Source organism: Mycobacterium syngnathidarum, from assembly GCF_001942625.1.
Classification (GTDB): Bacteria; Actinomycetota; Actinomycetes; order Mycobacteriales; family Mycobacteriaceae; genus Mycobacterium; species Mycobacterium syngnathidarum.
The window spans coordinates 96,074-121,789 of the sequence record NZ_MLCL01000089.1 but is presented as its reverse complement, the minus strand read 5'-3'; the positions used below and the strand labels follow the sequence as shown (position 1 = coordinate 121,789).

The window sequence follows — 25,716 nt, the reverse complement described above, 5'->3', positions numbered from 1 at the left end:
CTATGCGGCGCGAAGTTTTACGACGTGGATGTCGCTGGTGAACACCCGCGCGCCGATGGGTAGCGGTGGGGCGGTACTTCGATAGGTGCGCCCGGTCGGGGTCGTGAGTTCTGTGGTGTGGCGGCCGTGCCGGTCGTAGGCGGTCGCGGTGCGCCATCCCGCGTATTCCTTGGTGTAATTGCAGCGTTCACACAGCCCTTGTCCGTTGACGGCGCTGGTCGGGCCGCCCTCTGCATGCCGGGTGATGTGGTCGATGTGGCGAACCGGCGCGTCGCAGTACGGGGTGCGGCAGCGCTGGTCACGCAAGGCGATCAACCAGCGCAGCCCCTTGGGGAACGCCCGGGCGGTGGACTCCAGCGCGACCAGGTTGCCGGTGGCCGGATCGGCGTAGAGCTTGCGCACCGCGGATTCGACCTGGGGATCCAGCAGCGCCGCCAAGGCCATCTGCCGGGCCACCGCCGCCGGAATGGGGCCGTATCCCTGCAGCACCGCCGGGTCGGGACCGTGGGCCAACAAGCTCTCGTCCGAGACCACCAGATTGAGCGCGACGGGGACCGCCGCCCCGACCTCACGCCCAGTGACGCGTCGATAGAAGGCATCAGCCATCAACGGGCCCCGACCCTTGCATCCATCTCCGGCGGAGATCGAGGCGGCCGCGGCCGCGGCGGCCTCCGCCTGCAACGCCTGATAAGCGGTGACGCCTTCGGCCGCGGTCAGCAGCGCCGTGAGGTACATCATGCCGTGCGGGGCCGGCCGTGCGGTGACGGTGCGATCGCACTGATGGCGGCTGATGCGCGCCATCACCGCGTCCTGGTCGAGCCGAAACGCCACCCGCCCGGCCTCAGCCTCCACCTTCCTGTCTCCCAGGCCATCCAGCACATCAGGGTCGGCACACAGTGCGGCGTCCATCGCGTGTCGATCTGCCGGCGTCAGGCAGGCGGCCTGGTCCGCGATGATCATCGCCCGGACCTCGGTGAGTACCCCAGACTCCAGCGCGGCAAGGGTGAAAGGCATGTGGTCGACCAGGATCCGGGAGCACTTCAGATACCTGGCTCCGTGCCATGGCGAGGCCTTGCGGGCCAGGCCGACCTCGGAGGCCAGACCTCTGCCGCGCTGGTGGGCAGGGACGCCCTCTGCGGCCTTGCGGGCATGACGCTTGGCTTCCAGCATTGCCGTCACTCGTGCCTGCCCGGCCGCGATGCCCGCGGCGGCACGGTTCATCGCGGCGAGCTGATCGACCAACGCCTCCTCGGTGGCGTCGAGATCGATCGCGAAGCTCGTTTCGAACACATGTTCGAGTGTAGTGGGAATGGGCTTGCGGTGCAACCGTGGACCGTCTTCGTCGCGAAGGAGTGGGCGGCAGGCACAACCCACCCTTGAGTGCTAGCACTCGCATGTATAGAGTGCTAGGTGGCACGCGGCCAACCCCCCAGCGCCGGCACCCGCGACGACGGAGCGAAGGGCACGGACGCCTGCCGAACACCTGGTTAACCCGAGGGCCCCGGAGAACACCGGGACTCGATACCCAAACAAGTGGAGGGCTTCCATCGTGGCAGTCAACATCAAGCCACTCGAGGACAAGATCCTCGTTCAGGCCAATGCGGCCGAGACCACGACCGCTTCCGGTCTGGTCATCCCCGACACCGCCAAGGAAAAGCCGCAGGAAGGCACCGTCGTCGCAGTTGGCCCCGGCCGCTGGGATGAGGACGGCGAGAAGCGGATCCCCCTGGACGTTGCCGAGGGCGACACCGTCATCTACAGCAAGTACGGCGGCACCGAGATCAAGTACAACGGCGAGGAGTACCTGATCCTGTCCGCTCGCGACGTGCTGGCTGTCGTCGCCAAGTAAGTACTCGTGCATCCGCCCCGGAGATCCCCGTGTTCAGCACGGGAGGTTTCCGGGGCGGTTGCGTCAGGAGTCATGAAAGAGACTTATGAGCAAGCAGATTGAGTTCAACGAGACTGCGCGCCGTGCCATGGAGGCCGGCGTCGACAAGCTCGCCGACGCGGTCAAGGTAACGCTGGGTCCGCGCGGTCGGAACGTGGTGCTGGCCAAGGCCTTCGGTGGCCCGCAGGTCACCAACGACGGTGTGACGATCGCCCGCGAGATCGACCTGGAAGATCCGTTCGAGAACCTCGGCGCCCAGCTGGTGAAGTCGGTGGCCACCAAGACCAACGACGTCGCAGGCGACGGCACCACCACCGCCACGGTGTTGGCGCAGGCCCTGGTCAAGGCCGGCCTGCGCAACGTGGCCGCCGGTGCCAACCCCATCGCGCTGGGTCAGGGCATCGGCAAGGCCGCCGACGCGGTGTCCGAGGCCCTGCTGGCCGCCGCCACCCCGGTGTCGGACAAGACGGCCATCGCCCAGGTCGCCACGGTGTCCTCACGCGACGAGCAGATCGGTGAGCTCGTCGGCGAGGCCATGACCAAGGTCGGTCACGACGGTGTGGTCACCATCGAGGAGTCCTCGACACTGAGCACCGAACTCGAGGTCACCGAGGGTGTCGGCTTCGACAAGGGCTTCATCTCGGCCTACTTCGTCAACGACTTCGACTCGCAGGAAGCGGTCCTCGAGGACGCCGTGGTGCTGCTGCACCGCGACAAGATCAGCTCACTGCCCGACCTGTTGCCGCTGCTGGAAAAGGTCGCCGAGAGTGGCAAGCCGCTGCTGATCATCGCCGAGGACGTCGAGGGCGAGGCCCTGTCCACGCTCGTCGTCAACGCCATCCGCAAGACGCTCAAGGCCGTCGCCGTCAAGGCGCCGTTCTTCGGCGATCGTCGCAAGGCGTTCCTCGACGATCTCGCCATCGTCACCGGCGGCCAGGTCGTCAACCCCGACGTGGGCCTGGTGCTGCGTGAGGCCGGCCTGGAGGTGCTGGGTACCGCGCGTCGCGTGGTGGTCAACAAGGACAGCACCGTGATCGTCGACGGCGGCGGCGCGGCCGACGCGGTCGCCGACCGGGTCAAGCAGCTCAAGGCCGAGATCGAGACCACCGACTCCGACTGGGATCGCGAGAAGCTGCAGGAACGGCTGGCCAAGCTGTCCGGCGGCGTCGCGGTGATCAAGGTCGGCGCGGCCACCGAGACCGACCTGAAGAAGCGCAAGGAAGCCGTCGAGGACGCCGTCGCGGCGGCCAAGGCTGCGGTCGAGGAGGGCATCGTCACCGGTGGTGGCGCCGCACTCGTGCAGGCTCGCTCAGCCCTCGACAAGCTGCGCGGCGAGGTCACCGGTGACGAGGCGCTCGGTGTCGAGGTGTTCTCGTCCGCGCTGTCGGCCCCGCTGTACTGGATCGCCACCAACGCCGGGCTGGACGGCTCGGTCGTGGTGAACAAGGTCAGCGAGCAGTCCAACGGCCAGGGCTTCAACGCCGCCACCCTGTCCTACGGTGACCTGGTCGCCGAGGGCATCGTGGATCCGGCCAAGGTGACCCGCTCCGCGGTGCTCAACGCCGCATCCGTGGCGCGCATGATCCTGACGACCGAGACGGCCGTCGTGGACAAGCCTGTCGAGGAAGACGAGCACGCCGGTCATCATCACGGCCACGCTCACTAGTTCGGAGTAGCGAGGAGGCCCCCGTCCGTGCGGCGGGGGCCTTCGCGTGTCGGAGTCCTATTACCAGGAGGGCTTGGGTGGCGGAGTGAAACCCTCCGGCCACTTCGTTTCATCGTCGTAGTCGACTCTGTCCAGAGCGACATTTTCAAGTTCGGTGTTCCTGAGGTCGACGCCGTACAGGTCCGCGTAAGCCAGAGAAGCTCCGTTCAACTTTGCATCGCTGAGGTCAGTGCCCCGCAACTTCGCATGGTCGAGACGAGCACTTCTCAAATCGGCGTGCTCAAAATCGGTCCTAGCAAGCTCGGCGAACCGCAAGTCAGCCTCTCTCAAGTCCGCGTACATAAAAGAAATCCTCGACAGCTTCGCTCCAGCAAAACGAGTGCGTCGGAAATCCATCCCACTGAATGATGCACCCGTCAGGTCAGCGTCAGAGAAATCCACACGGTTCACGGGTGCGGTGAAAGCGACCCCGCGTAGGTCCGCACCACTCAACAAGCTGGAGCTGCCCCAGAGATCCTCCAGGCCAGCACCCGCGTTCCTCGACAGGAGGGCAACGATCAGAGCCCGAACAGGTCCATCGTCTCCAGCATTCGGCTTTGGTTCGTCCGTGTAGGTGGGGTTTGGGGTCGTCAGGTATGCAGCGAGGACGCCGAAGCAGACCTTCATCTCTGCCTCTTCGCCGACGCTGCGCCAGTCATTCGCGAGCGCAGCCATCGCGTATGCCCCAGATCGCCGCACAGTTGGGCTGTTGTCTGCCAACTGCGTCGTGATCTCGGAGAACCGGTCGCGGAGGTCTTTGATCGCGTCGCGCTTCTTTTGATCCTCCCAGCGCTCCTGCTCTTGCGACCAGCGCGCCCGATCCTGCTCTCGCTGTTCCACCCAACGTGTGTGATCCAGTCTCCGTTGCTCCCGTAGCTCTTCGAGCTGGGAGCGGCTGTTGTGCAGAGCGATTGCCCCGGCACTGACAGCTGCGAGTGCTGCCAGTGTCGTGGCGTACGGCTGACCCATCCCCCGCCAGAAGCCCTCCCAATGGAAGAGGTAGGCCGAGGCCGCTATGGCTATCAGCACCAGCAGAGTGACGGCTACGGCCACTGCAGCGGTAACCAACAGCGGGTCATAGCGCCACGTCTTCTTGCCATTGCCGGCAGGTTGTTTCAACGAATCGCCGTCAGGCTGCTCTGACGGTTCTCCTTCCGAAACCATCCTCTGAATGTAGCTAAACCAACAGGTCATTAGCCGGGAACCACATCGTGTCGCCGGACGAAAGACCGATCTGGGTTCATGACCTTCGAAGTGACGGTCCCGCAATAGCTGCGAGGAATTTGTTCGAGGGAGACGGTGGGTCGTCCCTCGGAAGTAAAGGGCCGCATTCGGTCCCCCACGACTTTTTCTCCTCACCGTCGTGACTTCTTGGGGACTGGCGATCCGGGGCTTTTACGTGGGGGCCGGCTCTTCACGCTGAAGCTGATACTGCGAGCTTCAACACGTTCGCATTAAGGTCGACGTGATCGAGATTGCACAGTCGTACGGCGGCGCAGACGGCGAGCACCAGCAGGATGATGGCGGCGAAGCAGACAAGCAGTGGCGTCATGGAGCACGCAATGGTGACCACCGCCGACAAGCTGCGACCTGCGAGTATGCAGTTTGCTAGGGCCGTGAGCTGCTCTTATCCCGTAGCTTGTGATACGCATGTACCGGATGTGATCTTGGTCATACTTCAGATAAGTGCATGTCGGAGGCCGTTTCATACGCGAAGCAATTTCGTGCAAGTAGCCCTCCATGATGATGTCGGGTTTCCGGCTGCTTTCAGCAAACTACCGCCGGACCAATGTGTAATCGACGTGAGCGGTTCTGCTGCTTCCGTTGTAGATCTTCGGATCCCCGTCGATGGCGTACCGCTTGCCGTTCCACTCGACGGCGCTCTGAGCGCCCAGTAGACCGTCGTATCCGACCAGCCGTAGCCCGATACCTCAAGGTGGTCCCGTCGTCGTTCTCGGTGGACGACAGCCGCTGCACGACCGCACGGCAGACGACTCCGACCGTGCCTGGTTTGGTCACCTTGTTGCCGTCTGAGTCAGTCACTACCGTCTCGGCGAAGACGGTGACCTGATCGGTACCTCTTTGCAGCAGACTCATCGGACCCTCCCGAGGTTCGGGACGATCTGGAACATCTTGCGCGGCTTGATCCCGAGGCGTTCCCACTCCTCGGCGGTCACGCGGAGGCTGTTGTCGGCAGCCTCTTGCGAGAGCTGGTAGCCGTAGCTGCCGTCCTGTTCGCTGAAGAGCCCCTCGGGGTTCCTGATCACGCGGTAGACGGCCTCGGCCTCGATGTCGACCACGTCGGCCTCGTCCAGGTCTCCAGCGTCGATCTGCTCGGCCAAGTCTGGGATCCTGCGGAGGATCATCCGCTCTACTTGTTCGAGCCGGCGGTTGACGAGCGCCGTCTCTTCGTCCGTCAGCGACTTTCCGTAGATCGCCTGTACGTCAGTGCTTTTCGCGTATGTCATCAGATGGCCCTCTCTAGTCGGTCTAGTAGTCCGGCGGTAGCTGGGTTGGCCAGCAGCCCTGCGGCCTGCTTGGCTCGCATGTATGCGAGGAACTCCGGGTGCGAACGCGGAGGGCTCATGAGCCGCTGCCGGAAACGTCGGCCATTGACCCGCAGGGAGATGGTCTCGGAGCTGCCGTACGGCGGCGTCTGGTCTTGCGTCCAGCTCTGGACATCAGTCCTCGGCCTCCGCGAAGTTCATCCGCGCCAGGAGTTGAGCCAGTAGCCCGCGCTGAACGCGGGCCTCAGCGATGAACGGGGAGATAACCGGCTGACCCATCGAGCCCCGAACGGTCAGCGGAGCCTCGGCGGCTGCCTCATCGAGTTCCGCGATCTGATCGGCGACTTTGCACGCTTGAAATAGCAATTCGAGCCGGTCTGGCTCGTTTTCGAGGTAGAACTCTGCGGTGATTTTCCGCCACAGAGCCTTGCCGTTCCTCTGCAAACCTGCAGGTACACGTTGGTTTTCATAACTTACTGACTGTCGAAAAATAGGGGTTTAAGTCTCATCGGATTGCTCACCCGCATAACCGACCGGTCGGGGAGGGGCGGGAGGGGGATCCCCCGTGGGGGCGAGCCACCTAGGCTTTGACGCGTGGCACAAGGGTTTCCAGCGCATCCGAAGACGGTTCGCCATGAGGTTGGGCACGCAATAGCCGCGATGAAGACTGGCGGACGCGTGAAAGAGATGAACCTCGGGGACCGTGACGTCAACGACGACTACGGGTACACGGAAGCTTCGTATCCGCAATCCGAAGCGGGTTTTTACCACTACGCGGGGTCATGGACTCAAGCGAAGTTCGACAAGCCAGACAGACCTGTAGAGCCCGGCGACATCATCCCGCACTACTGGCTTCAGAACTCAGATGATGCGGTTATGTTCGGGGACGCAACCGGTATCACACGTCCCCACCCGGCCTGGCATGAGAAGGTCTCGAGGGTGTTGGCCGAAGCCTGGGACAACGGTGAGATACAGGGTCTGGCAGAGCAGTTCATCGCGCTCAGTCCAAAGATTGCTCTTCACAACGGCCAACTGCTTATCCGCCAGGGCGCGAATGCTCTATGGCGCGGCACCGATTACTACGACGTTCCCGATAATGGGGGCGGCCTCGTCGGACCTCCCCCGCCGATCAACTAGAAGAATTAATTTAGTCGACGACGAATAGGGGAGGGCCGTGCCCGACTGGGTAGCTATTGCGGGTATCGGTGGTACTGCGTTCGGCGCGTTCACAACCCAAGCGTTCAATGCATGGACGAAGCGCGGCGATCGTAAACACGCCTCCCAGTTGGACTATGAGAAGCGTGTCTGGGAAGCGAAGAGCGCGGCGCTGGTAGAGATCATCACGAAGTGCCAGCGCCTGAAAGACGCCACTGATGTGGATCCACCTGGCGGCCCTTCACGGTCCGATACGACTCGGGAGAGTCGACGGCGGATGCTGGTCCTGCTTGAGTTCGACGCAATCGGCATAGATCTCTACGGCGGGGTGGGTTCGAGCCTGTTGGCCTATGCGGACGAGTCCGTAAACGGGCCGGTCGCGACCCTGAGCAAGCTTCTTAGCCATGAGTACGCCCAAGTTCTGAGACAAATTACGAACCTTGAGGGACTCCGCGAGGAGATGGACGAATTCATCGCCGGTGAAGGTGGTTCGGGGAAGCGTTTCGATGAGCTTCGCGAGGCAATCGACGAAGCAGAGCTGCGTCTCGGCAACGAATCGACGCTTGACGTGGATAAGGTTGAAAAGTTATGCAGCGAGATACTGGACGCGGCCCGGAAGAACCTTCGCGGAGAGTAGAGGGCCGAAGGGGACGGTAGGCGGAACCGTCCCCTTCGAGCCCCTTAGTCAGACGGCGTCGTAACCGCAGATGACGGCGGCTTCGTGCAGGAAGCCGACGCCGACACGGGTGATCGCACGAACGTCGAGCGCGTCGTTGTAGAACCCGGAGTCCTTCGACCGAGTGACCTTGGCGTCCTTGCGGAGGACGGTCACGACACGGTCGCTCGGGATACCCCAGAACAGCGTGTCCTCATCGACCGAGGGCAGCGTCAGAACCGGCAGGCCCAGCACCGACAGCTCGCCGCGAGCATCGAACGCGATTAGCGACTCGTTCGAAGCCTCGGCCTTCTTGATCTTCGCCAGCGTCTCGGCCGTGCTCGGGGCCATCAGCCAGTGAGTCAGCCTGGCGCCCACGGGCTTCGCCGCGAAGACGGCCTGGACGAACGGGTCGGTGTTCGTGATCGCAGCGCCGGTATCGACGACAGACGGGGTGATCGACTGCAGACCGCTCGGGCCGTTCGTGGTGATGTTGCCGACGAACGCGGTGTCGATGGCGTGGCTGATCTGGTGTCCGCGACCTCGGGGGAGCTCATCGCAGGGCCAGTCGCGGTCATGACGATGGCACCGTTCTTGCGACCGATCCGCGACCTGGCCGAGGGCACCGAACGCGTTGCGGCCGGCGACTACGGTCAGCGCCTGCCGGTAGTCCAGGACGACGACCTGGGTGCACTGTCGGCCTCCTTCAACCGCATGCAGGCGGGTTTGGCTGAACGGCAACGACTTCAGGCGGCATTCGGGACGTACGTCGACCCGTTCTTGGCGGCGCGGCTGCTTGAGCAAGGTGACGATGTGTTCACCGGTGAGCGGCGCGAGGTGACGGTGATGTTCATCGACATTCGTGACTTCACCCCGTACGCCGAAGCGAACACGGCTGAGGACACCGTCGCTCGGTTGAATTCTCTGTTCCAAATCGTGGTGCCCGCCGTGGTCGATGCCGGTGGACATGTCAACAAGTTCCTCGGCGATGGTGCGTTGGCGGTCTTCGGCGCGCCCAACGAGCTTGTGAACCATGCCAATGCCGCAGTGAACGCCGCGCTGCTGATGCAGCGGGTGGTTGCCGAACGATTCGAGGGTGCGCTTCGGATCGGTATCGGGATCAACACCGGTGTGGTGATCGCCGGCACCATCGGTGGCGGCGGCAAGCTGGAATTCACCCTGATCGGTGATGCCGTCAATGTCGCCGCCCGGGTAGAGCAGCTCACGAAGACGACGGGCGACTCGATTCTGCTGACCCAGCCGACCGTCGACACCCTGGAGGCGCGCCCGCCCGGACTCACCGACCGGGGGCTTCACGAGCTGAAAGGCAAGTCGACCGCGGTGAGAGTTTTCGGACTGGCCGCATAGCCTCACCATGCCGAGCCGCGATGAGTTTGTGCGTCGACGTCGGTCGGTACCGGTATGACCGACGAAACCATGAGCGCCGCGTGCACCATCAACGCGCCGGCCCAAACCGTGTTCACCGTGCTGGCCGACCCGAGCACCCATCAGGCGATCGACGGCACCGGCTGGGTGCGGGAGTCGCTCGACGGCAAGCAGCTGACCGCGGCCGGGCAGGTCTTCCGGATGGCGATGTACCACGACAACTACGGAGGCATGCACTACGAGATGGCCAACCGGGTAGAGGTTTTCGAGCCGCCACACGCGATTGCGTGGCTTCCGGGCCAAGGCGACGACCACGCCACCCTGGAGTTCGGCGGCTGGATCTGGCGCTATGACCTTGAGCCGCTCGGCGACGACCGGACGGAGGTCACGCTGACGTATGACTGGTCAGCCGTGCCGCCCACCCTTCGCGAACACATCCAATTTCCGCCGTTCGACCGCCGGCACCTGGACAACTCGCTCAAGCACCTGGCCGGGCTGGCACAGGAGCGGGCGTAGCTGTCGGCTGGATGGACACGATTCGGAACGCATCCGGCCGGGAGCCATCCGTCACGAACCGGACAACGAGGCTGTCGGGAGGAAATTTGGTGGCCAGGTCGTTGAGGGTTCTGGGCAGAAAAACCCGGGCCTTCGCATTGCCGTACCAGTTCGGGTTGGCCGGGGATGTGTCGAGGTCACCGACCGTGTCGATCTCGGTGTCCCATTGCTGAACCGGATTCGGCGGCTCAGCTCCGAAGCCCGTCGATTTCAGGTATGCGTCGGCTTGCCCCGCGAGGGTGACCGCGGCCCCGCCACCCACCGGCGTCCCGGTGATCGTCCCGTCGATCACATCGGCCGTGACCGATGTCAGCCGCGCCGTGCACACTTTGTCGACGAGGTTGGGCGGCACACAGAATCCGGGTAGCGGGGTCGCGTGCGCTGCGGAGACGTTCAGAATCCCCGGAATGGCCAATGCCGCTGCGGCAGCACCCACGGCGGTCATCGCCCGGCGACGATCGTTCGGCATCGGCCAACCCCCTTGAGACGCGCTGAACCGTATGTCGGCGCCGTCGTCGTGGGAGTTACAGATCCTCAGCCGCCGATCGGCGCGTACCAGTCGGCGTTGGTGAGCAGCACCCGCGTCCCGAGGTCGCGATTCCACTCCGGCTCGATGCCGTGGCGCCGCACGATGGGGAACACGACCTCGTCGAGCATCCGCGTCACGTCGCTGACGTACAGGTCTTCCTTGGCCTGATCGCTGAGCGTGTTGTACGCGTCCTCGTCGAAGTCTTCGGGCTCGAAGGCTCCATAGCCGATGTAGGTCGAGCCGCTCTCCACCAAACTGTCGGTGTCCTGGTTGTGAAAATAGATGTAACCCTGCCAGTGTCGGCTGTCGTCACGCTCGTCGCCGATCTCGGCGGAGGCGCAGGTTCCGCAGCAGGAGAAATCGGCGCGGGCAACCACGCCATGGGCGTTGAGTTCCTCGAACGCGGCGTGCGTCCGGGACCGGTAGTCGCCGATCTCGGCCTGTTGGCGCAGTCGCGCGTCGCGCAGCGCGGCGAAGGCGGTGGTGAGCTGCTCCTCGGTGAGCTCGTAGTCCTCGGCGTAGATGTCGAGGAACTCCTCGACGTCGTCATTGCCGGTGACCAGCCTGCCCCAGATCTCGGAGGTCAGGTTGGCACGGTCCCCGTCGTCCAACGGGAGGACGGGGAGCGCGGCGTAGGCGGGGATCATGTTCGGGTTCGATGGTGCGCTCACAGCGCGGGGCCTCCAGATGTGCCGTCGGAACCGGGCGAATGCACCCAGCGTGGCGATCGTATCCGCGGATGCCGAATCGGTATCGGACCGAAACCTCAACACGTCGTGCGGCGCCGCGGCTTTCGACTCAAGTGATCCACAATTCGGACATGACGGAACCGCGGGAGTCGCCGCGCGGGATCTCGCGTCAAAGGTTCCTGCGCGGAGCCGTCGGTGCGTTTGCTGCTGGCGCGGTGTTCGGATCGAGCCGGGCAAGTGCCGACCCGGCCGGCTGGGGCGATCTCTCGGCCGCGATCCAGGGCCAGGTGGTCCTGCCGGACAACGGTGGGCAATTCGCCTCGGCCAAAAGCGTTTTCAACACCAATTTCAACGGACTGACCCCGGCGGCGATCGTCACCCCGAATTCGGCGGCGGACGTGCAAAGGGCGATGGCCTTCGCCGCGGCCCACAACCTCAAGGTCGCTGCGCGCGGTGGCGGGCACTCCTATGTGGGCGCGTCGACAGCGAACGGCACGATGGTGCTGGATCTGCGCCAACTGCCAGGCGGCATCGACTATGACGCCGCCACCGGGTATGTCACGGTGACACCCGCTACCGGCTTGTACCCGATCCACCAGGCCCTCGCCGCAGCCGGGCGTGGCATTCCCACCGGCACCTGTCCGACGGTCGGGGCGGCCGGGCATGCCCTGGGCGGCGGGCTCGGCGCCCAATCGCGCCATGCGGGGCTGATGTGCGATCAAATGGTCTCGGCGACAGTGGTGCTGCCCGGCGGTGCGGCGGTCACGGCGTCGGCAAATGAGCATCCGGATCTGTATTGGGCGTTGCGAGGCGGTGGCGGCGGCAATTTCGGGGTGACCACCGCGCTGACCTTCGCCACCTTCCCGATCAGCGACGTGGATGTCGTCGGGCTGCATTTTCCGCTGCAGGCTTTCCCGCAGGTACTGATGGGGTGGCAGAACTGGCTGCGTACCGCCGACCGCAGCAGCTGGGCATTGGCCGACACCGTCACCGACCCGCAGGGCGCGCACTGCCGCATACTCGCAACCTGTCCGGTCGGGTCAGGGGGCAGCGTGGCGGCCACCATCGTCAAAGCGGTGGGTCTGCAGCCGGCCGGGACGGAGAACCGCACATTGAACTATCTGGACCTGGTGAAATTCCTGGCTGCCGACAACCTCAACCCGGCGCCGCTCGGCTATGTCGGCGGATCCGACGTCTTCCAGTCGATCACCCCGGCCGCCGCCCAGGGAATCGCCGCGGCGTTCAACGCCTTCCCGGCCGGGGCCGGCCGTCCGCTGGTGATCATGCATGCGCTCGACGGCGCACTGGCCACGGTGGGGCCGGGGGACGCCGCCTTTCCGTGGCGACGACAGTCCGCTCTGGTGCAGTGGTACGTGGAAACCGCCGGTTCGCCTGCGCCGGCAGCCAATTGGCTCAACACTGCGCACCGAGCCGTGGCACCGTATTCGGTCGGCGGCTACGTGAACTATCTCGAGGCGAACCAGCCGGCGTCACGGTATTTCGGGGCCAACCTTTCCCGGCTTGCCGCCACCCGGCAGAAGTATGACCCGAGCCGGATCATGTTCTCGGGCTTGAACTTCTGACAAGCGCTATCTTGGTCGTGAGCCGGAAGAGTGAAGGAATGAGCATGCGAGCAACCGTGATGTATGGCGCCGGCGACGTGCGTGTGGAAAACGTGCCCGATCCCATCGTGAAAGAGTCGACCGACGCCATCGTGCGGGTCACGCGCGCCTGCATCTGCGGCAGCGACCTGTGGCCGTATCAGTCCATGCCCCACAAGGACGGTGGCCGACGGATGGGGCATGAGTTCATCGGCGTCGTCGAGGACGTCGGAGTAGACGTGTCCGGGCTCGCGCGCGGTGACCTGGTGGTCGCCCCCTTCGTCTGGGCGGACAACACGTGTGATTTCTGCGCGGAGGGGCTGCAGACGTCCTGCCGCCACGGTGGCGGGTGGGGCGCCCCCGGCGTCGATGCCGGCCAGGGCGAAGCCGTGCGCGTTCCTCAAGCGCAGGGGACGCTGGTGAAGCTTCCGGTGGCCGAGGACTCGGCACTGATGCCGTCCCTGCTGACCCTGTCGGATGTGTTCTGCACCGGCCATCACGGCGTGGTGACCGCCGGGGTGGGGCCGGGATCGTCGGTGACGGTCATCGGTGACGGTGCGGTGGGACTGTGTGCGGTGCTGGCCGCCAAGCGGTTGGGTGCCGAGCAGATCATCCTGAACGGCCGCCACACCGTCCGAACCGACCTGGGTCGCGAGTTCGGTGCCACCGACGTGGTACCCGAACGCGGCGACGAAGCCGTCGAGAAAATTCGCGAACTGACCGGCGGGGACGGCACCCACGCAGTGATCGAATGCGTGGGGACCGAACCGTCGGTCGCCACGGCGCTCGACGTGGTACGGGCGGGCGGCCGGGTGAGCCGGCTAGGAGTATCTCAATACACCCAAGTGCCAATGGATTTCGGCACCTTCTTCCGCAACGTCACGCTCACCGGCGGGGTGGCGCCGGCCCGTGCCTACATCGAGAAACTCATGCCCGACGTGCTCGACGGCACCATCGAACCCGGCCGGGTGTTCGACCGCACCATCGGCCTCGACGAGACCCCCGACGGCTATCGCGCGATGGCCGACCGTGAGGCCCTCAAGGTGTTGATCGAGCCATGAACCTGCTGTGGCCGGGCGTCAGCGGCGCTGCAACTCGATGACCGGGATGACCCGGTCGGTTTTCGTCTGATACTCCCCGAAGCCCGGTGCCTTCGCGACGATGCGTGGATACGCCGCGTCGCGCTCGTCCCGTGGCATCTCGCGAGCGCGTACGTCGTAGGCGTCGGTACCGATTTCGATGTGGGCATCGGGATGCGCGCGCAGATTGTGCAGCCATGCAGGGTCGACGTCGGCACCTGCGTACGAACCGACGATGGCGAGCTTGCCGTCGAGATCGAATGCCATCACCGGGTTGACGCGCTCCTTGCCGGACTTGGCCCCGGTGGTGTGCAGGAGCAGCAGCGTCGCACCCTCGAACGGTCCACCGACCTTGCCTCCGTTGGCGCGGAACTCGGCGATGATCTTGTCATTCCAGTTCTCGGTCATGACGTCCTTCCTACGCCGGGGCTTCACGCCGGTGCAGGCGGATCACGAAATCTCGGTCGTGGTGATGTGGACTTCCGAATTGAGGGTTTGATGGACGGGGCACCGCTCCGCGATGTACATCAGCCGTTCCCGTTGGGTGTCGTCGAGCTCGCCGATCAACTCGATCTCGCGGTCGATCTGGTCGATCATCCCCTTCGTGGTCTCGCAGTCGGCACAGTCCTTCGCATGAATACGCTAGTGCCGCAACGTGACTCGTACCTGCTCAAGAGGCCAGCCCTTGCGGTCGGCGTACATCCGCACCGTCATCGACGTACACGCGCCCAGGCCGGCCAATACCAGGTCATAGGGATTCGGGCCGGCGTCGTCACCCACCGGAAGCGGTTCGTCGGCGATGAACTGGTGGCGTCCGGCGGTGATCTGCTGGGTGTAGGTTCCCGCGCCCGTCTCGGCCACGGTGACGTCGATGGTCATGGTCACGAGTTTCGGCGAGCAGACACAAAGCTGCCCGCAAATGCCGATTTTGGGACAGTTCTACGTCTGCTCGGCAGGGAACTGGTCGGCCAACGTCACGGAGACCGCGGCCAAGCGGTCCGGATCGCCGATGATGTCGATGACATGAATCCGCCCGTCTCGGATGTCGAGACGCAGTAGGGACCTCAGCCGGCCGGCCGGCGCGATGACGATGCCGGCGGCGCCGTCGAGCACCGCGACCTCGCCACCGCGGGCGACCGCGGCGAACATCTTCGACTCCTCGACGAACTCCTGTGCACCTCGCAGCTCGGTGGGGACCTGCCCGCCGACGAGCACGCGGTCGACGCGACGCACCACATCGGGGTCCAGAATTTCCAGCAGCGCCTCCAGATCGCCCTGCTGGGAAGCGGCCAGGAAAGTCCGGGCGATGTCGAGGTGTTCAGCGGTGGGGCGGGCCGCGGACGGCTCGGAACCGTTGACGCGGTCGCGGGCCCGGCTGGCCAGTTTCTTGGCGGCCGCCGGTGTGCGGTCGAGCAGCGTGGCAATGACGTCGAAAGGCACGGCGAAGGCGTCGTGCAGCACGAACGCGACGCGTTGGGCGGGCGAGAGCTGGTCGAGCACGACGAGCAGGGCGCGGCCCACCGATTCGGCCATGACCACCTGCTCGTCGGCGGCTGGGGACAGGGCCTCGGGGAGCAGTTCGTCGCCGCCGAGGACTTCGGCACGCCGCTTGTGCTCTCGCAGCCGGTCGAGACACTCGTGTGCGGTGACCGTGGTGAACCAGGCGGTCGGGGTGTTCACACCGTCGATGCCGCGACGGCTGATCTTGAGCCACGCCGCCTGAACCGCGTCGTCGGCATCGTGCACCGAGCCGAGCAGTCGACACGCCACCGCGCGCAGACGGGGACGATCCTCTTCGAATCGGTCGGCCAGGACCCTTTGGTCGGTCATGCCGTCACCTTTCACGCACGGCGAGCGTCAACAAGGTGAACCCCTTGACGATCGGACATCGGAGGCGACCACCATGACCCTACAACTCGGCATGATCGCGACATTGATCGTCGCGGTCACCATCGCGGCCAACGCGGCGATGGCGCTCGCGGATCTCGCCGGGGCGAGTTTCGTGCTGGCCAACTCGGCGGAGGTCGACGTCCCGCGGAACTGGGTTCCGGTGCTGGGCCTGCTCAAGGGGGCCGGAGCCGTCGGACTGCTCGTGGGCCTGTTTGCATTCCCGCCGCTCGGCCTCGCCGCCGCGGTCGGACTGGTGGCGTTCTTCATCGGTGCCGTGATCACCCACATCCGCGCGCAGGTCTTCTACAACATCGCGTTCCCGGCGGCGTTCCTGGTCCTCGCGGTGCTGTCGCTGGCCGCCTTTCTCGCGGGCTGACCGACGCAGGCCAACTCAAGCTGACAACCGAAAAGGCCCCATCTCGACTGGGATGGAGCCTTTTCGGATCGGCGTATGAGTTTGCTGTACGGCTCAGGCGGTGCGGCGGATGCCTCGCTTGAGCAAGAGCTCACGCTCGGACTCGCTCAGGCCGCCCCAGATGCCGTACGGCTCACCGACTGCAAGCGCATGTGTACGGCACTGGGTAATCACTGGGCAGCTGCGGCACATCTCCTTGGCGCGGAGCTCACGTTGAGCCCGGGCCCGTCCGCGTTCACCATCGGGATGGAAGAACATCGACGAATCGACACCACGGCAAAGTCCCTGCATTTGCCAATCCCAGATATCCGCATTGGGTCCGGGAAGCTGCTGCGGCTGCGGCATGTGGAAAACCCCTCTCTGCTCGCCCATTTCGCCGAATTGGGCGGGTTTGAGTCGGTGGAACCGAACTGAGCACGTGTCGCCGATGACCGCTCGTGCACACAAACTAGGGGGACTGAATAAAGCGAGTCAATAGGCCCGCGGTGTGCTAAAGGGCATAATCGCAGGTCGAGAATTTACATCGCGTTCATCGTTGCGACGCTTAAGCCGGGGCTTGCATGTTAAGGCTGTGGCAACCAAGTTCGGGTTTTCCCTGTTCGCGCAGGCGGGGACGTTGTGTGCTATTCCGGGCGGGCAGCGGTTAGTTGACACGCCATTAACATTCGCGCCACCAATTGTTAACTGATGCTTATATCGCAACATTCAATACCCGGTTCCGACGGTATGCGGTACCCGATTCCCGCGTGCCTGAGCCGACTGTGAAGTTGCGACTGTGCAGTTGATAGCGTCGCGAAACGATGACTGAATTCCCGGCGGCCGCTGCGGCCCTGGCCGACGCGGCCTTTGGGGCCGAGCCCGGCCGGTGGCCGCTACCCAGCGCAACTACGCCGCGCGAGCGCTGGCTGCGGGCGGTCGCCGCCGGCGGGCAGGGGCGCTACGGCTGTGCCCTCACCGAGCTCGGCGTGCTCCTGCGGGGGCGGGACGCCGGGCCATTGGTGTCGTTGGCGCACAGCACCCGGGCCTCGTTTCTTCGCCAGTTGGGCGGGCACGCACGTGCCCGCGCGGCCGACGGTCAGGCCTGGGCTCGGTGCGGTGACGATGCCGAGGCAGCCGCCGATGCGCTCGTCGGGCTGGCCGCCGATGCGCTCGGACTCGGCCGCTTCGGTGTCTCGGAGCGGCTACTCGACCGGGCCCGCGCCCTCGAAACATCCGCCAACTCACGCCGGCAGATCCGGCTGGAGTGGGTGAGCGCCGAACTGGCGATGGTCCAGGGCGACGGCGCCGCGGCGGTGGAGCATGCCCGTCGAGGGGTCGCGGCTGCGGCCGGTCACCGCTCGACGCGCCACGCCGTCAAATCAGACGTTGTGCTGGCCGCGGCACTGTGCAGTGCCGGCGAGTTCGACGCCGCACGCGAAGTCGCCGACGCGGCACTGCTGGCCAGTGAGAAATCCGGGCTGATCCCGCTGCGCTGGGCGTTGGCCTGCCTGCTGGCCGACATCGGGAGCGCCACGCACGAGGCTGGACAAATCAGCAGAATCCGGGACCTCAGCGCCGATACAGTGCGTCGCAGAGGCGGGGTGTGGGCCGGCACCTAGAACCGGCACTGGTCACGGCCACCCCGCCCCGATCGTTATTGTTTAGCTCAGCCAATCGCCGCGAGTGTCGGTGCAACGTAACGCTGGAGAGATCGCCCACGATGACAAGTTCGGGAGACCGTCTCGACATTGTCGTTGCTGAGGCAGTGGCAGGTGATCGGAACGCGCTCTCGGAAGTGCTGGAGATCATTCGGCCAATCGTCGTTCGTTATGTCCGGGCGAGGGTGGGGGCGACCGAGCGTAGTGGTCTATCAGCTGATGACGTTGCGCAGGAGGTTTGCTTGGCCGCCATAACGGCGCTGCCGCGCTACAAAGATCAGGGACGCCCGTTCCTGGCCTTTGTGTACGGCATCGCTGCGCACAAGGTTGCTGACGCGCATCGCGCGGCGGCCAGGAATCGTGCCGAGCCCACCGATGTGGTGCCCGAGCGGTTCTCCCTTGACACGGGGCCCGAACAGACCGCGCTCGACACCGAGTCTTCGGAACGGATGGCCAGGCTGCTGGCGGTACTGCCCGAAAAGCAGCGCGAGATCCTGATCCTGCGCATCGTGGTCGGCATGAGCGCCGAAGAGACCGCCGAGGCCGTCGGCAGCACCGCCGGCGCCGTGCGGGTGGCTCAGCACCGGGCGCTGGCCCGGCTCAAGACCGAGATCATGGCGACGGGACGTGACCATGCCTGACTTCGGCCGCTGGACCTCAAACGGTGGTGATCCGTCCCTCAACGAGATCAACCGGTCCGAGAAATTCATCGAGGCGTTGTCCCTCGAACGGCAGGTGTATGCCACCGACCGGGAAGAGGCAGAACTCGCCGTTCTGCTGACCGGCTGGCGCGACGAGGCGCGGCGCGCTCCGATGTCGGGCATCGCGACGCCCCGCGAGGCCGTCGCGGCACTCGACAAGGCCACCTCGCAGGGCCGGGTTCGGATGCCGATGGCACTGGTGGGATCGATGGCGGCCGCGCTGCTGTGCCTCGGTGGGTTCGGTGCGGCCGTGTACGGCTCGGGGCCGGGCGACGCGCTCTACGGCGTGCGTGGACTGGTTTTCGGCTCGGCACCGGTGACGCGCGACGTAGGCGTCGAGTTGGCCTCCAGTGAGCTCAAACAGGTCCAGCAGCTGATCGACGATGGGCAATGGGAACAGGCACAGCAGAAGCTGCAGACCCTCACCACCACCGTCGCCACCGTCGATGACGAGCGGCGCAAGCAGGAGCTCGTCGACCAATGGCAGCAGCTGTCGGTGAAGGTGGAAAACCGTGATCCGAAAGCGACCGTGCCACCCGACGCGCCGCCGGTGGTGCTGCCCGAGGTGACCGTGACGACGCCACCGTCGTCGCCCGTCGAGAGCCCGCCGGGAGAGATCCCGACGTCGACACCGACGACCGGGCCTTCGACCTCGCCTACGGAGACGACACCGGGTTCGGAGACATCGGGTCCGTCGGTAACACCTACAACACCTACGCCGTCGGAGACATCGCCTCCGACCACCACGGCCCCGTCGACGCCGCCGACCTCGTCGGCGTCGACAGCCCCGACGAGCAGCCCCGAGCCCACCACCAGCGCGTCGGCCCCGGCGACGACTCCGTCGTCGTCGGCCTCACCGCCGGCGGTGACGCGCACGACGTCGGCGCCCACCACCTCGGCTGCGCCAACGGCTGAGCCGCCCACCACCGCCGCGCCGGTGGAGCCCACGTCGGCGCCCCCGGCGCACAGCGCGCCGTCGGCACCTGCCGAGAGCGAGGGTGGCGCAGATCACGAGGGCCCGTCGAGCGGGCAGGGTGCGGAAGGTCCGGCGTTGCCGGAGATGGAACTGCCCCTGTTGCCGGGGCTAGGCGGTTCTCAGCGGTAGCCGTCGGTGTCCGAGGTGGCCTCGTTGAGGGACGCGTCGGCGTAGCCGCGGCAGTAATCCCACGTCACGTAGGCGTCGGGCTCGGGATCGTAGGCGGGCTCGTGCGGGCGTACCGTGCCGTCGACAAGCAGCTGCAGCAGATTGGCCCGCAGCATGTCCCAATCGTGGTAGTGGTCCTGTTGGCATTCGTCACAGCACACGACGAGGCCACGAATTCCTTTGTGCGCCAACAACGCTTCATACACCGCGAGATCGGCTAGATCAGCCTCGACTGCCGTCCGTTCCTGGGGGTCCAGAGGCTGGCCCGGCTCGATCGCGTCCAGTGCGGCCGACGGATCGCAGGGATCGTCGGCAAACGGATCGGGCGGCAAACCAGGGGGGAGGTGGTCACGCACGGGTCCCACACTACGCAGCCGTCCTCCCATCGCGCCAGCCGTGCCGATGCGCAAGCGGACGTGCGAGGAGCGGCAACATCACTGTCAATATCCGAGCCGATAGAATCGGGTCATAAGCCCCACGCCTGCCACTGGAGGCCCCACCCATGTCGATCGCTGAAAGCAGCGTTCCCATCGCCGTACCGGTGTCGACCGGCGGCGATGACCCCACCAAGGTCGCAATGCTCGGTCTCACCTTTGATGATGTGCTGCTGCTGCCCGCGGCCTCCGATGTGGTTCCCGCTGCTGCCGACACCTCGAGTCAGCTGACCCGCAACATCCGCCTGCGGGTGCCGCTGGTCAGCTCTGCGATGGACACCGTCACCGAGTCGCGGATGGCCATCGCGATGGCCCGCGCCGGCGGCATGGGCGTGCTGCACCGCAACCTGCCCGCCGCCGAGCAGGCCGCCCAGGTGGAGACGGTGAAGCGGTCGGAGGCCGGCATGGTCACCGACCCGGTCACGTGTTCTCCGACCAACACCTTGGCCGAGGTCGACGCGATGTGCGCCCGGTTCCGCATCTCCGGTCTGCCCGTTGTCGACGAGGGTGGGCAGCTGGTCGGGATCATCACCAACCGCGACATGCGGTTCGAGGTGGACGAGAACAAGCCTGTCGCCGAGGTGATGACCAAGCCGCCGCTGATCACCGCGCAGGAAGGTGTTTCGGCCGAAGCTGCGCTGGGCCTGCTGCGCCGGCACAAGATCGAGAAGCTGCCGATCGTCGATGGGCACGGCAAGCTGACCGGCCTGATCACGGTCAAGGACTTCGTCAAGACCGAGCAGTTCCCGCTGGCCACCAAGGACAGCGACGGCCGGCTGTTGGTCGGCGCCGCGGTCGGTGTCGGCGACGACGCCTGGGCCCGGGCGATGAACCTGGCCGATGCCGGTGTCGACGTGCTGATCGTCGACACCGCCCACGCTCACAACCGCGGTGTGCTCGACATGGTTTCGCGGGTGAAGCAAGCCGTGGGCGACCGCGTCGAGGTGGTCGGCGGCAACGTCGCGACCCGCGCGGCGGCCTCGGCGCTGGTCCAGGCCGGTGCCGACGCGGTCAAGGTCGGCGTCGGCCCCGGCTCGATCTGCACCACCCGCGTCGTCGCAGGTGTCGGTGCCCCGCAGATCACCGCCATCATGGAGGCGGTCGCGGCCTGCAAGCCGTATGGCGTGCCGGTGATCGCCGACGGCGGTCTGCAGTACTCCGGTGACATCGCCAAGGCGCTGGCCGCCGGTGCGTCGACGGCCATGCTGGGCTCGCTGCTGGCCGGTACCGCCGAGTCGCCCGGTGAGCTGATCTTCGTCAATGGCAAGCAGTTCAAGAGTTACCGCGGCATGGGCTCATTGGGTGCCATGCAGGGACGCGGCGGTGCCAAGTCCTATTCCAAGGACCGTTACTTCCAAGACGACGTGCTCTCCGAGGACAAGCTCGTGCCCGAGGGCATCGAGGGCCGGGTGCCGTTCCGTGGTCCGCTCGGGACGGTCATCCACCAGCTGACCGGCGGCCTGCGGGCCGCGATGGGCTACACCGGCTCGGCGACCATCGAGCAGCTGCAGCAGGCGCAGTTCGTCCAGATCACGGCGGCCGGGTTGAAGGAAAGCCACCCGCACGACATCACCATGACTGTCGAGGCCCCCAACTACTACACCCGCTGAATCGGTGGGGCAGGAGACTAAGAACAGTCATGCGCGACATGGTTGAAATCGGCATGGGCAGAACTGCCCGCCGTACCTATGAGCTCGATGACGTCACGATCGTGCCGTCCCGGCGCACCCGTTCGTCCCAGGACGTGTCGACGGCCTGGCAGCTCGATGCGTACCGCTTCGAGGTTCCGGTTGTCGCGCATCCGACCGACTCCCTGGTATCGGTGGAGTTCGCGATCGAGATGGGCCGGCTCGGTGGGCTCGGGGTACTCAACGGCGAGGGGCTGATCGGCAGGCACGCCGATGTCGAAGAGAAGATCGCCCAGGTGCTCGACGTCGCGGCCACGGCTTCCGATGATGCCGCCGCAACCCGAATGCTGCAGCAGCTGCATGCCGCACCCCTGGACCCCGAGCTGCTCGGCGCGGCGGTGGCCCGTATCCGTGAGGCTGGGGTCACCACGGCGGTCCGCGTCAGTCCGCAGAACGCCCAGGCGCTGACCCCGACGCTGGTGGCGGCCGGGATCGACCTGCTGGTCATCCAGGGCACCATCATCTCCGCCGAGCGTGTTGCGCAAGATCACGGGGCCGGTGATCCTCTCAATTTGAAGACGTTCATCTCCGAGCTCGACGTGCCCGTGGTGGCCGGCGGCGTGCTCGACCACCGCACCGCACTGCACCTGATGCGTACCGGCGCGGCCGGCGTGATCGTCGGCTACGGCTCCACTGCCGGGGTGACCACCAGCGACGAGGTGCTGGGCATCAGCGTGCCGATGGCCACCGCGATCGCCGATGCGGCGGCCGCCCGTCGCGAATACCTCGACGAGACCGGCGGACGCTACGTGCACGTGCTGGCCGACGGCGACATCCACACCTCGGGCGACCTGGCCAAGGCGATCGCATGCGGTGCCGACGCGGTGGTGCTGGGCACGCCGCTTGCCATCGCCGACGAGGCGCTCGGCGGCGGCTGGTTCTGGCCGGCCGCGGCGGCGCACCCGTCGTTGCCTCGTGGTGCGCTGCTGCAGGTGGCGGTCGGCGAGCGGCCGGGGTTGGCGCAAGTGCTCAACGGGCCGTCCGACGATCCGTTCGGGTCGTTGAACCTGGTCGGTGGTCTGCGCCGGTCGATGGCCAAGGCGGGCTACTGCGATCTCAAGGAATTCCAGAAGGTCGGGCTCACTGTTGGCTCTTGACGCCGAGCAGACAGAGAATCGCATTACCCGCGCGTGTTTCATGCGAGTCTGTGTCTGCTCGCGGTCTCAACCGGCTAGGCGCGCTGCCGAGAGGTGATAGTTGATGCGCTCGGCGAGCTGGCTGGGATATCGCCGCACATCTTGAGCCACCATCGGAATCACTGTCCACCCCTGCTCTTGAATGCCGGCGACCCGCTTCTTGTCGTCGACCATCTTGGCCGGACCGGAATGCCAATCCAGGCCCTCGTACTCCGCTGCGACTCGCGCGTCGAGCCACGCGAAATCGACTCGCCATGTCTCGCCGTTCCGGCCACGGATCTCGTACTGAAGTTCAGGCCGCGGTAGGCCGTAGTCGATCATGACCAGCCTGGCCTCGCTTTCCATCGCGGATTCGGCTCGGCCATCGGCATGTTGGAGAAGTTCTCGTACGGCGACGATGCCGCGCCGACCGCGCTGCTCGCGTACTGCCTTGTCCAAGTCGGCGGGAGTGCACCGCAGCGAATGAAGCGCGCCGTCCAAGACAGCGAGCGCGCGTGGCCGCGGCAACTGTCGCGCGATCTCGACCGCCGTCCAGGCCGGTGCGGTCGCCAGTCGTCCGGAAATGCGCTGCAGCGGCGCGCCTACTCGTTGATGAACCATCAAGCCGACGCAGGGTCGTACGCGGACACCCGGATCGAGCATGTGGATGGCTGTCGTGTTCTCAAAGTCGAAGCCGTACAGCGTTGCGGCAGTTCCCATGCACAGGACCGCTTCACTGCCTATGTAGAGGTCGAGCGCGGCCAGGCGTCCCATCAGATCTGGCTTCGACGCTGCATACACGCCGTACCAAACACGCGTGAGAAAGCCTCTGCGCACCTGGACGTCCAGCTGCTGACGTGTCATGACGGTCAACAACTGGCGGGTGGTGGCGAATCCACCGAGCTCGTCCAACAGCGTCAGTGCCGAGGCGGTCACAGTCGATACGGTCACGATCGAATCCTGGGTCGCCACGCACTTCCTGCGCCGCACTACTTGGGCCGGTTGGGGATGAACTTCGGCTTGTGGACAAACCCTCCCCGCCGAGCAGACAGAGAATCGCATTACCGAGGCCCAATTGATGCGAGTCTGTGTCTGCTCGCGGGGAAAATCTCCTTTACAAGTTAGGGCCTCCTGTCTAGAAGTTACCAATCGGTAGCGTCATACTGATCACATGAAGCCTGACTATGACGTCTTGGTGATCGGTTCGGGGTTCGGCGGCAGCGTCAGTGCGCTGCGGCTGACAGAGAAGGGCTATCGGGTCGGTGTACTCGAGGCCGGCCAACGGTTCGCCGACCCGGACTTCGCCAAGACCTCGTGGGACCTGCGCAAGTTCCTGTGGGCACCTCAGCTGGGCATGTACGGCATCCAGCGCATCCACCTGCTGCGCAACGTGATGATCCTGGCCGGCGCGGGTGTGGGCGGCGGATCGCTGAACTACGCGAACACCCTCTACGTGCCGCCGGACCCGTTCTTCAACGATCCGCAGTGGAAGGGCATCACCGACTGGCGGGCCGAGCTGATGCCGCATTACGACCAGGCCCAGCGAATGCTCGGTGTGGTGAAGAACCCGACCTTCACCGACGCGGACCGCATCGTCAAAGAGGTCGCCGACGACATGGGCTGCGGGGATACCTTCGTCGCCACGCCGGTCGGGGTGTTCTTCGGCCTCGACGGTGAGAAGGCACCTGGCAAGACCGTGCCGGACCCGTTCTTCGGCGGCGCAGGCCCGGCCCGCACCGGGTGTATCGAGTGCGGGGAATGCATGACCGGCTGTCGTCACGGTGCCAAGAACACGCTCGTCAAGAACTACCTGGGTCTTGCGGAATCGGCCGGCGCACAAGTGCATCCGATGACCACCGTGACGAGTTTCGAGCAGCGCGCCGACGGGCTGTGGGAGGTCACCACGGTGCGCACCGGCAGCAAGCTGCGGCGCAGGCGCAAGACGTTCACCGCGACGCACCTGGTCCTGGCGGCCGGGACGTACAACACCCAGAAGCTGCTGTTCAAGATGCGCGACACCGGCAAGCTCAACCGGCTGTCGGACAAGCTCGGCGTGCTGACCCGAACCAACTCCGAGTCCATCGTGGGCGCACAGACCCTGACCGTGACACCCGGTATGGATCTGACCCACGGCGTGGCCATCACCTCCTCGGTGCATCCCACCTCCGACACCCATGTGGAGCCGGTGCGCTACGGCAAGGGCTCCAACGCGATGGGCCTGCTGCAGACGCTGATGACCGACGGCGCCGGGCCGCAGGGCACCGACGTTCCCCGTTGGCGGCAATTCCTCGATCAGGCCCGCCAGGATCCGGGCAAGCTGATCCGGCTCCTCAACCCGCAGCGGTGGAGTGAGCGCACGGTGATCGCGCTGGTGATGCAGCACCTGGACAACTCGATCACCACCTTCACCAAGCGCGGGCCCGGGGGTAAGCGCGTGATGACGTCCAAACAGGGCCACGGCGAACCGAATCCGACGTGGATCCCGGTGGGCAACGAGTTCACCCGGCGGATGGCGGAGAAGGTCGACGGGGTGGCCGGCGGTACCTGGGGCGAGCTGTTCAACATCCCGCTCACCGCGCACTTCCTCGGCGGGGCCGCCATCGGCGACAGTGCCGAGCACGGCGTCATCGATCCCTACCAGCGCGTGTACAACTATCCGACGCTCCACGTGATGGACGGTGCGGCCATCTCGGCGAACCTCGGGGTGAACCCGTCGCTGTCGATCACCGCGCAAGCTGAACGCGCGGCGTCGTTGTGGCCCAACAAGGGGCAGGACGACCAGCGCCCGGCGCAGAATGAGCCGTACCGGAAACTGGCGCCGATCGCGCCCGAGCATCCCGCGGTACCGGCCGAAGCGCCCGCCGGGTTGCGACGCCTGCCGATCGAGCCCGTCAACTCAGGCGGTTAGCGCCCAGCCCTTCCGGGTACTTGACCTTCGCCGGA

29 protein-coding genes and 1 pseudogene are annotated in these 25,716 nt (G+C 65.7%); 15 read left to right on the top strand and 15 right to left on the bottom strand.

From position 1 onward, the window contains the following. Window positions 1–1,290 (bottom strand): HNH endonuclease signature motif containing protein, encoded by a 1,290-nt coding sequence (locus tag BKG60_RS26485; protein ID WP_070944211.1) that lies wholly within the window; start codon window positions 1,288–1,290, stop codon window positions 1–3. Between the two features lie 256 nt (window positions 1,291–1,546). On the opposite strand from BKG60_RS26485, the gene groES reads away from it, so the two are divergent. Both groES and groL read left to right on the top strand, forming a co-directional pair. After that, window positions 1,547–1,849, top strand: coding sequence for a co-chaperone GroES (gene groES, locus BKG60_RS26480; RefSeq protein WP_036390082.1), 303 nt, complete (start codon window positions 1,547–1,549; stop codon window positions 1,847–1,849). An 85-nt stretch (window positions 1,850–1,934) separates the two neighbouring features. Continuing rightward, complete coding sequence (gene groL / locus BKG60_RS26475; protein WP_070944210.1) at window positions 1,935–3,554, top strand: chaperonin GroEL; 1,620 nt, start codon at window positions 1,935–1,937, stop codon at window positions 3,552–3,554. A gap of 60 nt (window positions 3,555–3,614) precedes the next feature. On the opposite strand, the gene BKG60_RS26470 is transcribed toward groL, so the two are convergent. The 4 genes from BKG60_RS26470 to BKG60_RS26460 form a co-directional block, all read right to left on the bottom strand. Continuing rightward, window positions 3,615–4,757 carry a pentapeptide repeat-containing protein gene (locus BKG60_RS26470; RefSeq protein WP_165617757.1) on the bottom strand — a complete coding sequence of 381 codons (1,143 nt, stop codon included), beginning with the start codon at window positions 4,755–4,757 and terminating at the stop codon, window positions 3,615–3,617. Window positions 4,758–5,007: 250 nt separating this feature from the next. Beyond that, entirely contained in the window at window positions 5,008–5,166 is a 159-nt protein-coding gene (locus tag BKG60_RS32160; protein ID WP_165617756.1) for a hypothetical protein, read from the bottom strand. Window positions 5,167–5,686: 520 nt separating this feature from the next. Then, a complete protein-coding gene (locus BKG60_RS26465; RefSeq protein WP_070944208.1) occupies window positions 5,687–6,061 on the bottom strand; it encodes a Gp19/Gp15/Gp42 family protein in 375 nt (124 codons plus the stop codon). Between the two features lie 213 nt (window positions 6,062–6,274). Next, window positions 6,275–6,544 carry a hypothetical protein gene (locus tag BKG60_RS26460; protein WP_083339207.1) on the bottom strand — a complete coding sequence of 90 codons (270 nt, stop codon included), beginning with the start codon at window positions 6,542–6,544 and terminating at the stop codon, window positions 6,275–6,277. 150 nt (window positions 6,545–6,694) lie between these two features. Between BKG60_RS26460 and BKG60_RS26455 the strand changes: the two genes are divergently transcribed. Further along, window positions 6,695–7,237 carry a hypothetical protein gene (locus tag BKG60_RS26455; RefSeq protein WP_131823366.1) on the top strand — a complete coding sequence of 181 codons (543 nt, stop codon included), beginning with the start codon at window positions 6,695–6,697 and terminating at the stop codon, window positions 7,235–7,237. Between the two features lie 37 nt (window positions 7,238–7,274). Continuing rightward, window positions 7,275–7,892: a hypothetical protein gene (locus BKG60_RS26450; protein ID WP_070944205.1), complete on the top strand. Its 618-nt coding sequence runs from the start codon at window positions 7,275–7,277 to the stop codon at window positions 7,890–7,892. A 48-nt stretch (window positions 7,893–7,940) separates the two neighbouring features. On the opposite strand, the gene BKG60_RS32155 is transcribed toward BKG60_RS26450, so the two are convergent. Beyond that, window positions 7,941–8,378: a phage major capsid protein gene (locus tag BKG60_RS32155; RefSeq protein ID WP_239251655.1), complete on the bottom strand. Its 438-nt coding sequence runs from the start codon at window positions 8,376–8,378 to the stop codon at window positions 7,941–7,943. 120 nt (window positions 8,379–8,498) lie between these two features. Here BKG60_RS32155 and BKG60_RS31785 point away from each other — a divergent pair. Further along, window positions 8,499–9,278, top strand: a pseudogene (locus BKG60_RS31785) (adenylate/guanylate cyclase domain-containing protein); the annotation flags it as partial. A 54-nt stretch (window positions 9,279–9,332) separates the two neighbouring features. Then, window positions 9,333–9,812 carry an SRPBCC family protein gene (locus tag BKG60_RS26435; RefSeq protein ID WP_070944203.1) on the top strand — a complete coding sequence of 160 codons (480 nt, stop codon included), beginning with the start codon at window positions 9,333–9,335 and terminating at the stop codon, window positions 9,810–9,812. Here BKG60_RS26435 and BKG60_RS26430 read toward each other — a convergent pair. Together BKG60_RS26430 and BKG60_RS26425 are read right to left on the bottom strand one after the other, a co-directional pair. After that, window positions 9,775–10,320, bottom strand: a complete 546-nt coding sequence (locus tag BKG60_RS26430; RefSeq protein WP_239251637.1) for a hypothetical protein — start codon at window positions 10,318–10,320, stop codon at window positions 9,775–9,777. The genes BKG60_RS26435 and BKG60_RS26430 overlap by 38 nt on opposite strands. A gap of 65 nt (window positions 10,321–10,385) precedes the next feature. Then, the gene (locus BKG60_RS26425) at window positions 10,386–11,051 is read right to left on the bottom strand and encodes a DUF6891 domain-containing protein (protein WP_070944354.1); all 666 of its coding nucleotides are present in this window, start codon (window positions 11,049–11,051) and stop codon (window positions 10,386–10,388) included. A gap of 149 nt (window positions 11,052–11,200) precedes the next feature. On the opposite strand from BKG60_RS26425, the gene BKG60_RS26420 reads away from it, so the two are divergent. Both BKG60_RS26420 and BKG60_RS26415 read left to right on the top strand, forming a co-directional pair. Then, window positions 11,201–12,652, top strand: coding sequence for an FAD-dependent oxidoreductase (locus tag BKG60_RS26420; protein WP_070944353.1), 1,452 nt, complete (start codon window positions 11,201–11,203; stop codon window positions 12,650–12,652). A gap of 44 nt (window positions 12,653–12,696) precedes the next feature. Further along, window positions 12,697–13,731, top strand: a complete 1,035-nt coding sequence (locus tag BKG60_RS26415) for a zinc-binding dehydrogenase (RefSeq protein WP_075910298.1) — start codon at window positions 12,697–12,699, stop codon at window positions 13,729–13,731. 18 nt (window positions 13,732–13,749) lie between these two features. On the opposite strand, the gene BKG60_RS26410 is transcribed toward BKG60_RS26415, so the two are convergent. The 4 genes from BKG60_RS26410 to BKG60_RS26400 are packed head-to-tail and all read right to left on the bottom strand — an operon-like array spanning window position 13,750 to window position 15,579. Continuing rightward, the gene (locus BKG60_RS26410) at window positions 13,750–14,157 is read right to left on the bottom strand and encodes a nitroreductase family deazaflavin-dependent oxidoreductase (RefSeq protein WP_070184710.1); all 408 of its coding nucleotides are present in this window, start codon (window positions 14,155–14,157) and stop codon (window positions 13,750–13,752) included. A gap of 42 nt (window positions 14,158–14,199) precedes the next feature. Continuing rightward, entirely contained in the window at window positions 14,200–14,346 is a 147-nt protein-coding gene (locus BKG60_RS32795) for an OsmC family protein (RefSeq protein WP_341350335.1), read from the bottom strand. 45 nt (window positions 14,347–14,391) lie between these two features. Then, window positions 14,392–14,628, bottom strand: a complete 237-nt coding sequence (locus BKG60_RS32790) for an OsmC family protein (RefSeq protein ID WP_341350334.1) — start codon at window positions 14,626–14,628, stop codon at window positions 14,392–14,394. A gap of 60 nt (window positions 14,629–14,688) precedes the next feature. Then, window positions 14,689–15,579 (bottom strand): sigma-70 family RNA polymerase sigma factor, encoded by an 891-nt coding sequence (locus BKG60_RS26400; protein WP_075910212.1) that lies wholly within the window; start codon window positions 15,577–15,579, stop codon window positions 14,689–14,691. Between the two features lie 73 nt (window positions 15,580–15,652). Here BKG60_RS26400 and BKG60_RS26395 point away from each other — a divergent pair, with 73 nt between their 5' ends. Next, window positions 15,653–16,015, top strand: a complete 363-nt coding sequence (locus BKG60_RS26395) for a DoxX family protein (protein WP_083339216.1) — start codon at window positions 15,653–15,655, stop codon at window positions 16,013–16,015. Between the two features lie 93 nt (window positions 16,016–16,108). Here BKG60_RS26395 and BKG60_RS26390 read toward each other — a convergent pair whose 3' ends face one another. After that, a complete protein-coding gene (locus BKG60_RS26390) occupies window positions 16,109–16,399 on the bottom strand; it encodes a WhiB family transcriptional regulator (protein ID WP_075910297.1) in 291 nt (96 codons plus the stop codon). Window positions 16,400–16,854: 455 nt separating this feature from the next. On the opposite strand from BKG60_RS26390, the gene BKG60_RS26385 reads away from it, so the two are divergent. From BKG60_RS26385 to BKG60_RS26375, 3 genes are all read left to right on the top strand, one after another. Beyond that, window positions 16,855–17,652 carry a hypothetical protein gene (locus BKG60_RS26385; protein ID WP_075910211.1) on the top strand — a complete coding sequence of 266 codons (798 nt, stop codon included), beginning with the start codon at window positions 16,855–16,857 and terminating at the stop codon, window positions 17,650–17,652. A gap of 101 nt (window positions 17,653–17,753) precedes the next feature. Beyond that, window positions 17,754–18,332 carry a sigma-70 family RNA polymerase sigma factor gene (locus BKG60_RS26380; protein WP_070184713.1) on the top strand — a complete coding sequence of 193 codons (579 nt, stop codon included), beginning with the start codon at window positions 17,754–17,756 and terminating at the stop codon, window positions 18,330–18,332. Beyond that, a complete protein-coding gene (locus BKG60_RS26375) occupies window positions 18,325–19,497 on the top strand; it encodes an anti-sigma-D factor RsdA (protein ID WP_075910210.1) in 1,173 nt (390 codons plus the stop codon). Before BKG60_RS26380 ends, BKG60_RS26375 begins: the two co-directional genes overlap by 8 nt. On the opposite strand, the gene BKG60_RS26370 is transcribed toward BKG60_RS26375, so the two are convergent. Continuing rightward, window positions 19,488–19,892 carry a DUF5319 domain-containing protein gene (locus BKG60_RS26370; protein WP_003882245.1) on the bottom strand — a complete coding sequence of 135 codons (405 nt, stop codon included), beginning with the start codon at window positions 19,890–19,892 and terminating at the stop codon, window positions 19,488–19,490. The two genes, BKG60_RS26375 and BKG60_RS26370, sit on opposite strands and share 10 nt — an antisense overlap. 146 nt (window positions 19,893–20,038) lie before the next feature. Here BKG60_RS26370 and guaB point away from each other — a divergent pair, with 146 nt between their 5' ends. Together guaB and BKG60_RS26360 are read left to right on the top strand one after the other, a co-directional pair. Then, the gene (guaB, locus tag BKG60_RS26365; RefSeq protein WP_070184714.1) at window positions 20,039–21,580 is read left to right on the top strand and encodes an IMP dehydrogenase; all 1,542 of its coding nucleotides are present in this window, start codon (window positions 20,039–20,041) and stop codon (window positions 21,578–21,580) included. Window positions 21,581–21,618: 38 nt separating this feature from the next. After that, window positions 21,619–22,755 carry a GuaB3 family IMP dehydrogenase-related protein gene (locus tag BKG60_RS26360; protein WP_171054927.1) on the top strand — a complete coding sequence of 379 codons (1,137 nt, stop codon included), beginning with the start codon at window positions 21,619–21,621 and terminating at the stop codon, window positions 22,753–22,755. Between the two features lie 66 nt (window positions 22,756–22,821). Here the strand turns inward: BKG60_RS26360 and BKG60_RS26355 are convergent, their stop codons facing one another. Then, window positions 22,822–23,709, bottom strand: a complete 888-nt coding sequence (locus BKG60_RS26355; RefSeq protein WP_165617759.1) for a hypothetical protein — start codon at window positions 23,707–23,709, stop codon at window positions 22,822–22,824. 235 nt (window positions 23,710–23,944) lie between these two features. Here BKG60_RS26355 and BKG60_RS26350 point away from each other — a divergent pair, with 235 nt between their 5' ends. Continuing rightward, window positions 23,945–25,681, top strand: a complete 1,737-nt coding sequence (locus BKG60_RS26350) for a GMC family oxidoreductase (RefSeq protein WP_075910209.1) — start codon at window positions 23,945–23,947, stop codon at window positions 25,679–25,681. Window positions 25,682–25,716 lie beyond the last annotated feature (35 nt).

Bases quoted from the DNA above. Each gene is read 5' to 3' on its own strand.
- BKG60_RS26415 (WP_075910298.1), top strand. From the start codon at position 12,697: ATGCGAGCAACCGTGATGTATGGCGCCGGCGACGTGCGTGTGGAAAAC.
- BKG60_RS26390 (WP_075910297.1), bottom strand. From the start codon at position 16,399: ATGCCGCAGCCGCAGCAGCTTCCCGGACCCAATGCGGATATCTGGGAT.
- BKG60_RS26395 (WP_083339216.1), top strand. From the start codon at position 15,653: ATGACCCTACAACTCGGCATGATCGCGACATTGATCGTCGCGGTCACC.
- BKG60_RS26385 (WP_075910211.1), top strand. From the start codon at position 16,855: ATGACTGAATTCCCGGCGGCCGCTGCGGCCCTGGCCGACGCGGCCTTT.
- groL (WP_070944210.1), top strand. From the start codon at position 1,935: ATGAGCAAGCAGATTGAGTTCAACGAGACTGCGCGCCGTGCCATGGAG.
- BKG60_RS26400 (WP_075910212.1), bottom strand. From the start codon at position 15,579: ATGACCGACCAAAGGGTCCTGGCCGACCGATTCGAAGAGGATCGTCCC.
- BKG60_RS26350 (WP_075910209.1), top strand. From the start codon at position 23,945: ATGAAGCCTGACTATGACGTCTTGGTGATCGGTTCGGGGTTCGGCGGC.
- BKG60_RS26375 (WP_075910210.1), top strand. From the start codon at position 18,325: ATGCCTGACTTCGGCCGCTGGACCTCAAACGGTGGTGATCCGTCCCTC.
- BKG60_RS26410 (WP_070184710.1), bottom strand. From the start codon at position 14,157: ATGACCGAGAACTGGAATGACAAGATCATCGCCGAGTTCCGCGCCAAC.
- BKG60_RS32790 (WP_341350334.1), bottom strand. From the start codon at position 14,628: ATGACCATCGACGTCACCGTGGCCGAGACGGGCGCGGGAACCTACACC.
- guaB (WP_070184714.1), top strand. From the start codon at position 20,039: ATGTCGATCGCTGAAAGCAGCGTTCCCATCGCCGTACCGGTGTCGACC.
- BKG60_RS26380 (WP_070184713.1), top strand. From the start codon at position 17,754: ATGACAAGTTCGGGAGACCGTCTCGACATTGTCGTTGCTGAGGCAGTG.
- BKG60_RS26435 (WP_070944203.1), top strand. From the start codon at position 9,333: ATGACCGACGAAACCATGAGCGCCGCGTGCACCATCAACGCGCCGGCC.
- BKG60_RS26465 (WP_070944208.1), bottom strand. From the start codon at position 6,061: ATGACATACGCGAAAAGCACTGACGTACAGGCGATCTACGGAAAGTCG.
- BKG60_RS26430 (WP_239251637.1), bottom strand. From the start codon at position 10,320: ATGCCGAACGATCGTCGCCGGGCGATGACCGCCGTGGGTGCTGCCGCA.
- BKG60_RS26470 (WP_165617757.1), bottom strand. From the start codon at position 4,757: ATGGTTTCGGAAGGAGAACCGTCAGAGCAGCCTGACGGCGATTCGTTG.
- BKG60_RS32795 (WP_341350335.1), bottom strand. From the start codon at position 14,346: ATGATCGACCAGATCGACCGCGAGATCGAGTTGATCGGCGAGCTCGAC.
- BKG60_RS26360 (WP_171054927.1), top strand. From the start codon at position 21,619: ATGGTTGAAATCGGCATGGGCAGAACTGCCCGCCGTACCTATGAGCTC.
- BKG60_RS26420 (WP_070944353.1), top strand. From the start codon at position 11,201: ATGACGGAACCGCGGGAGTCGCCGCGCGGGATCTCGCGTCAAAGGTTC.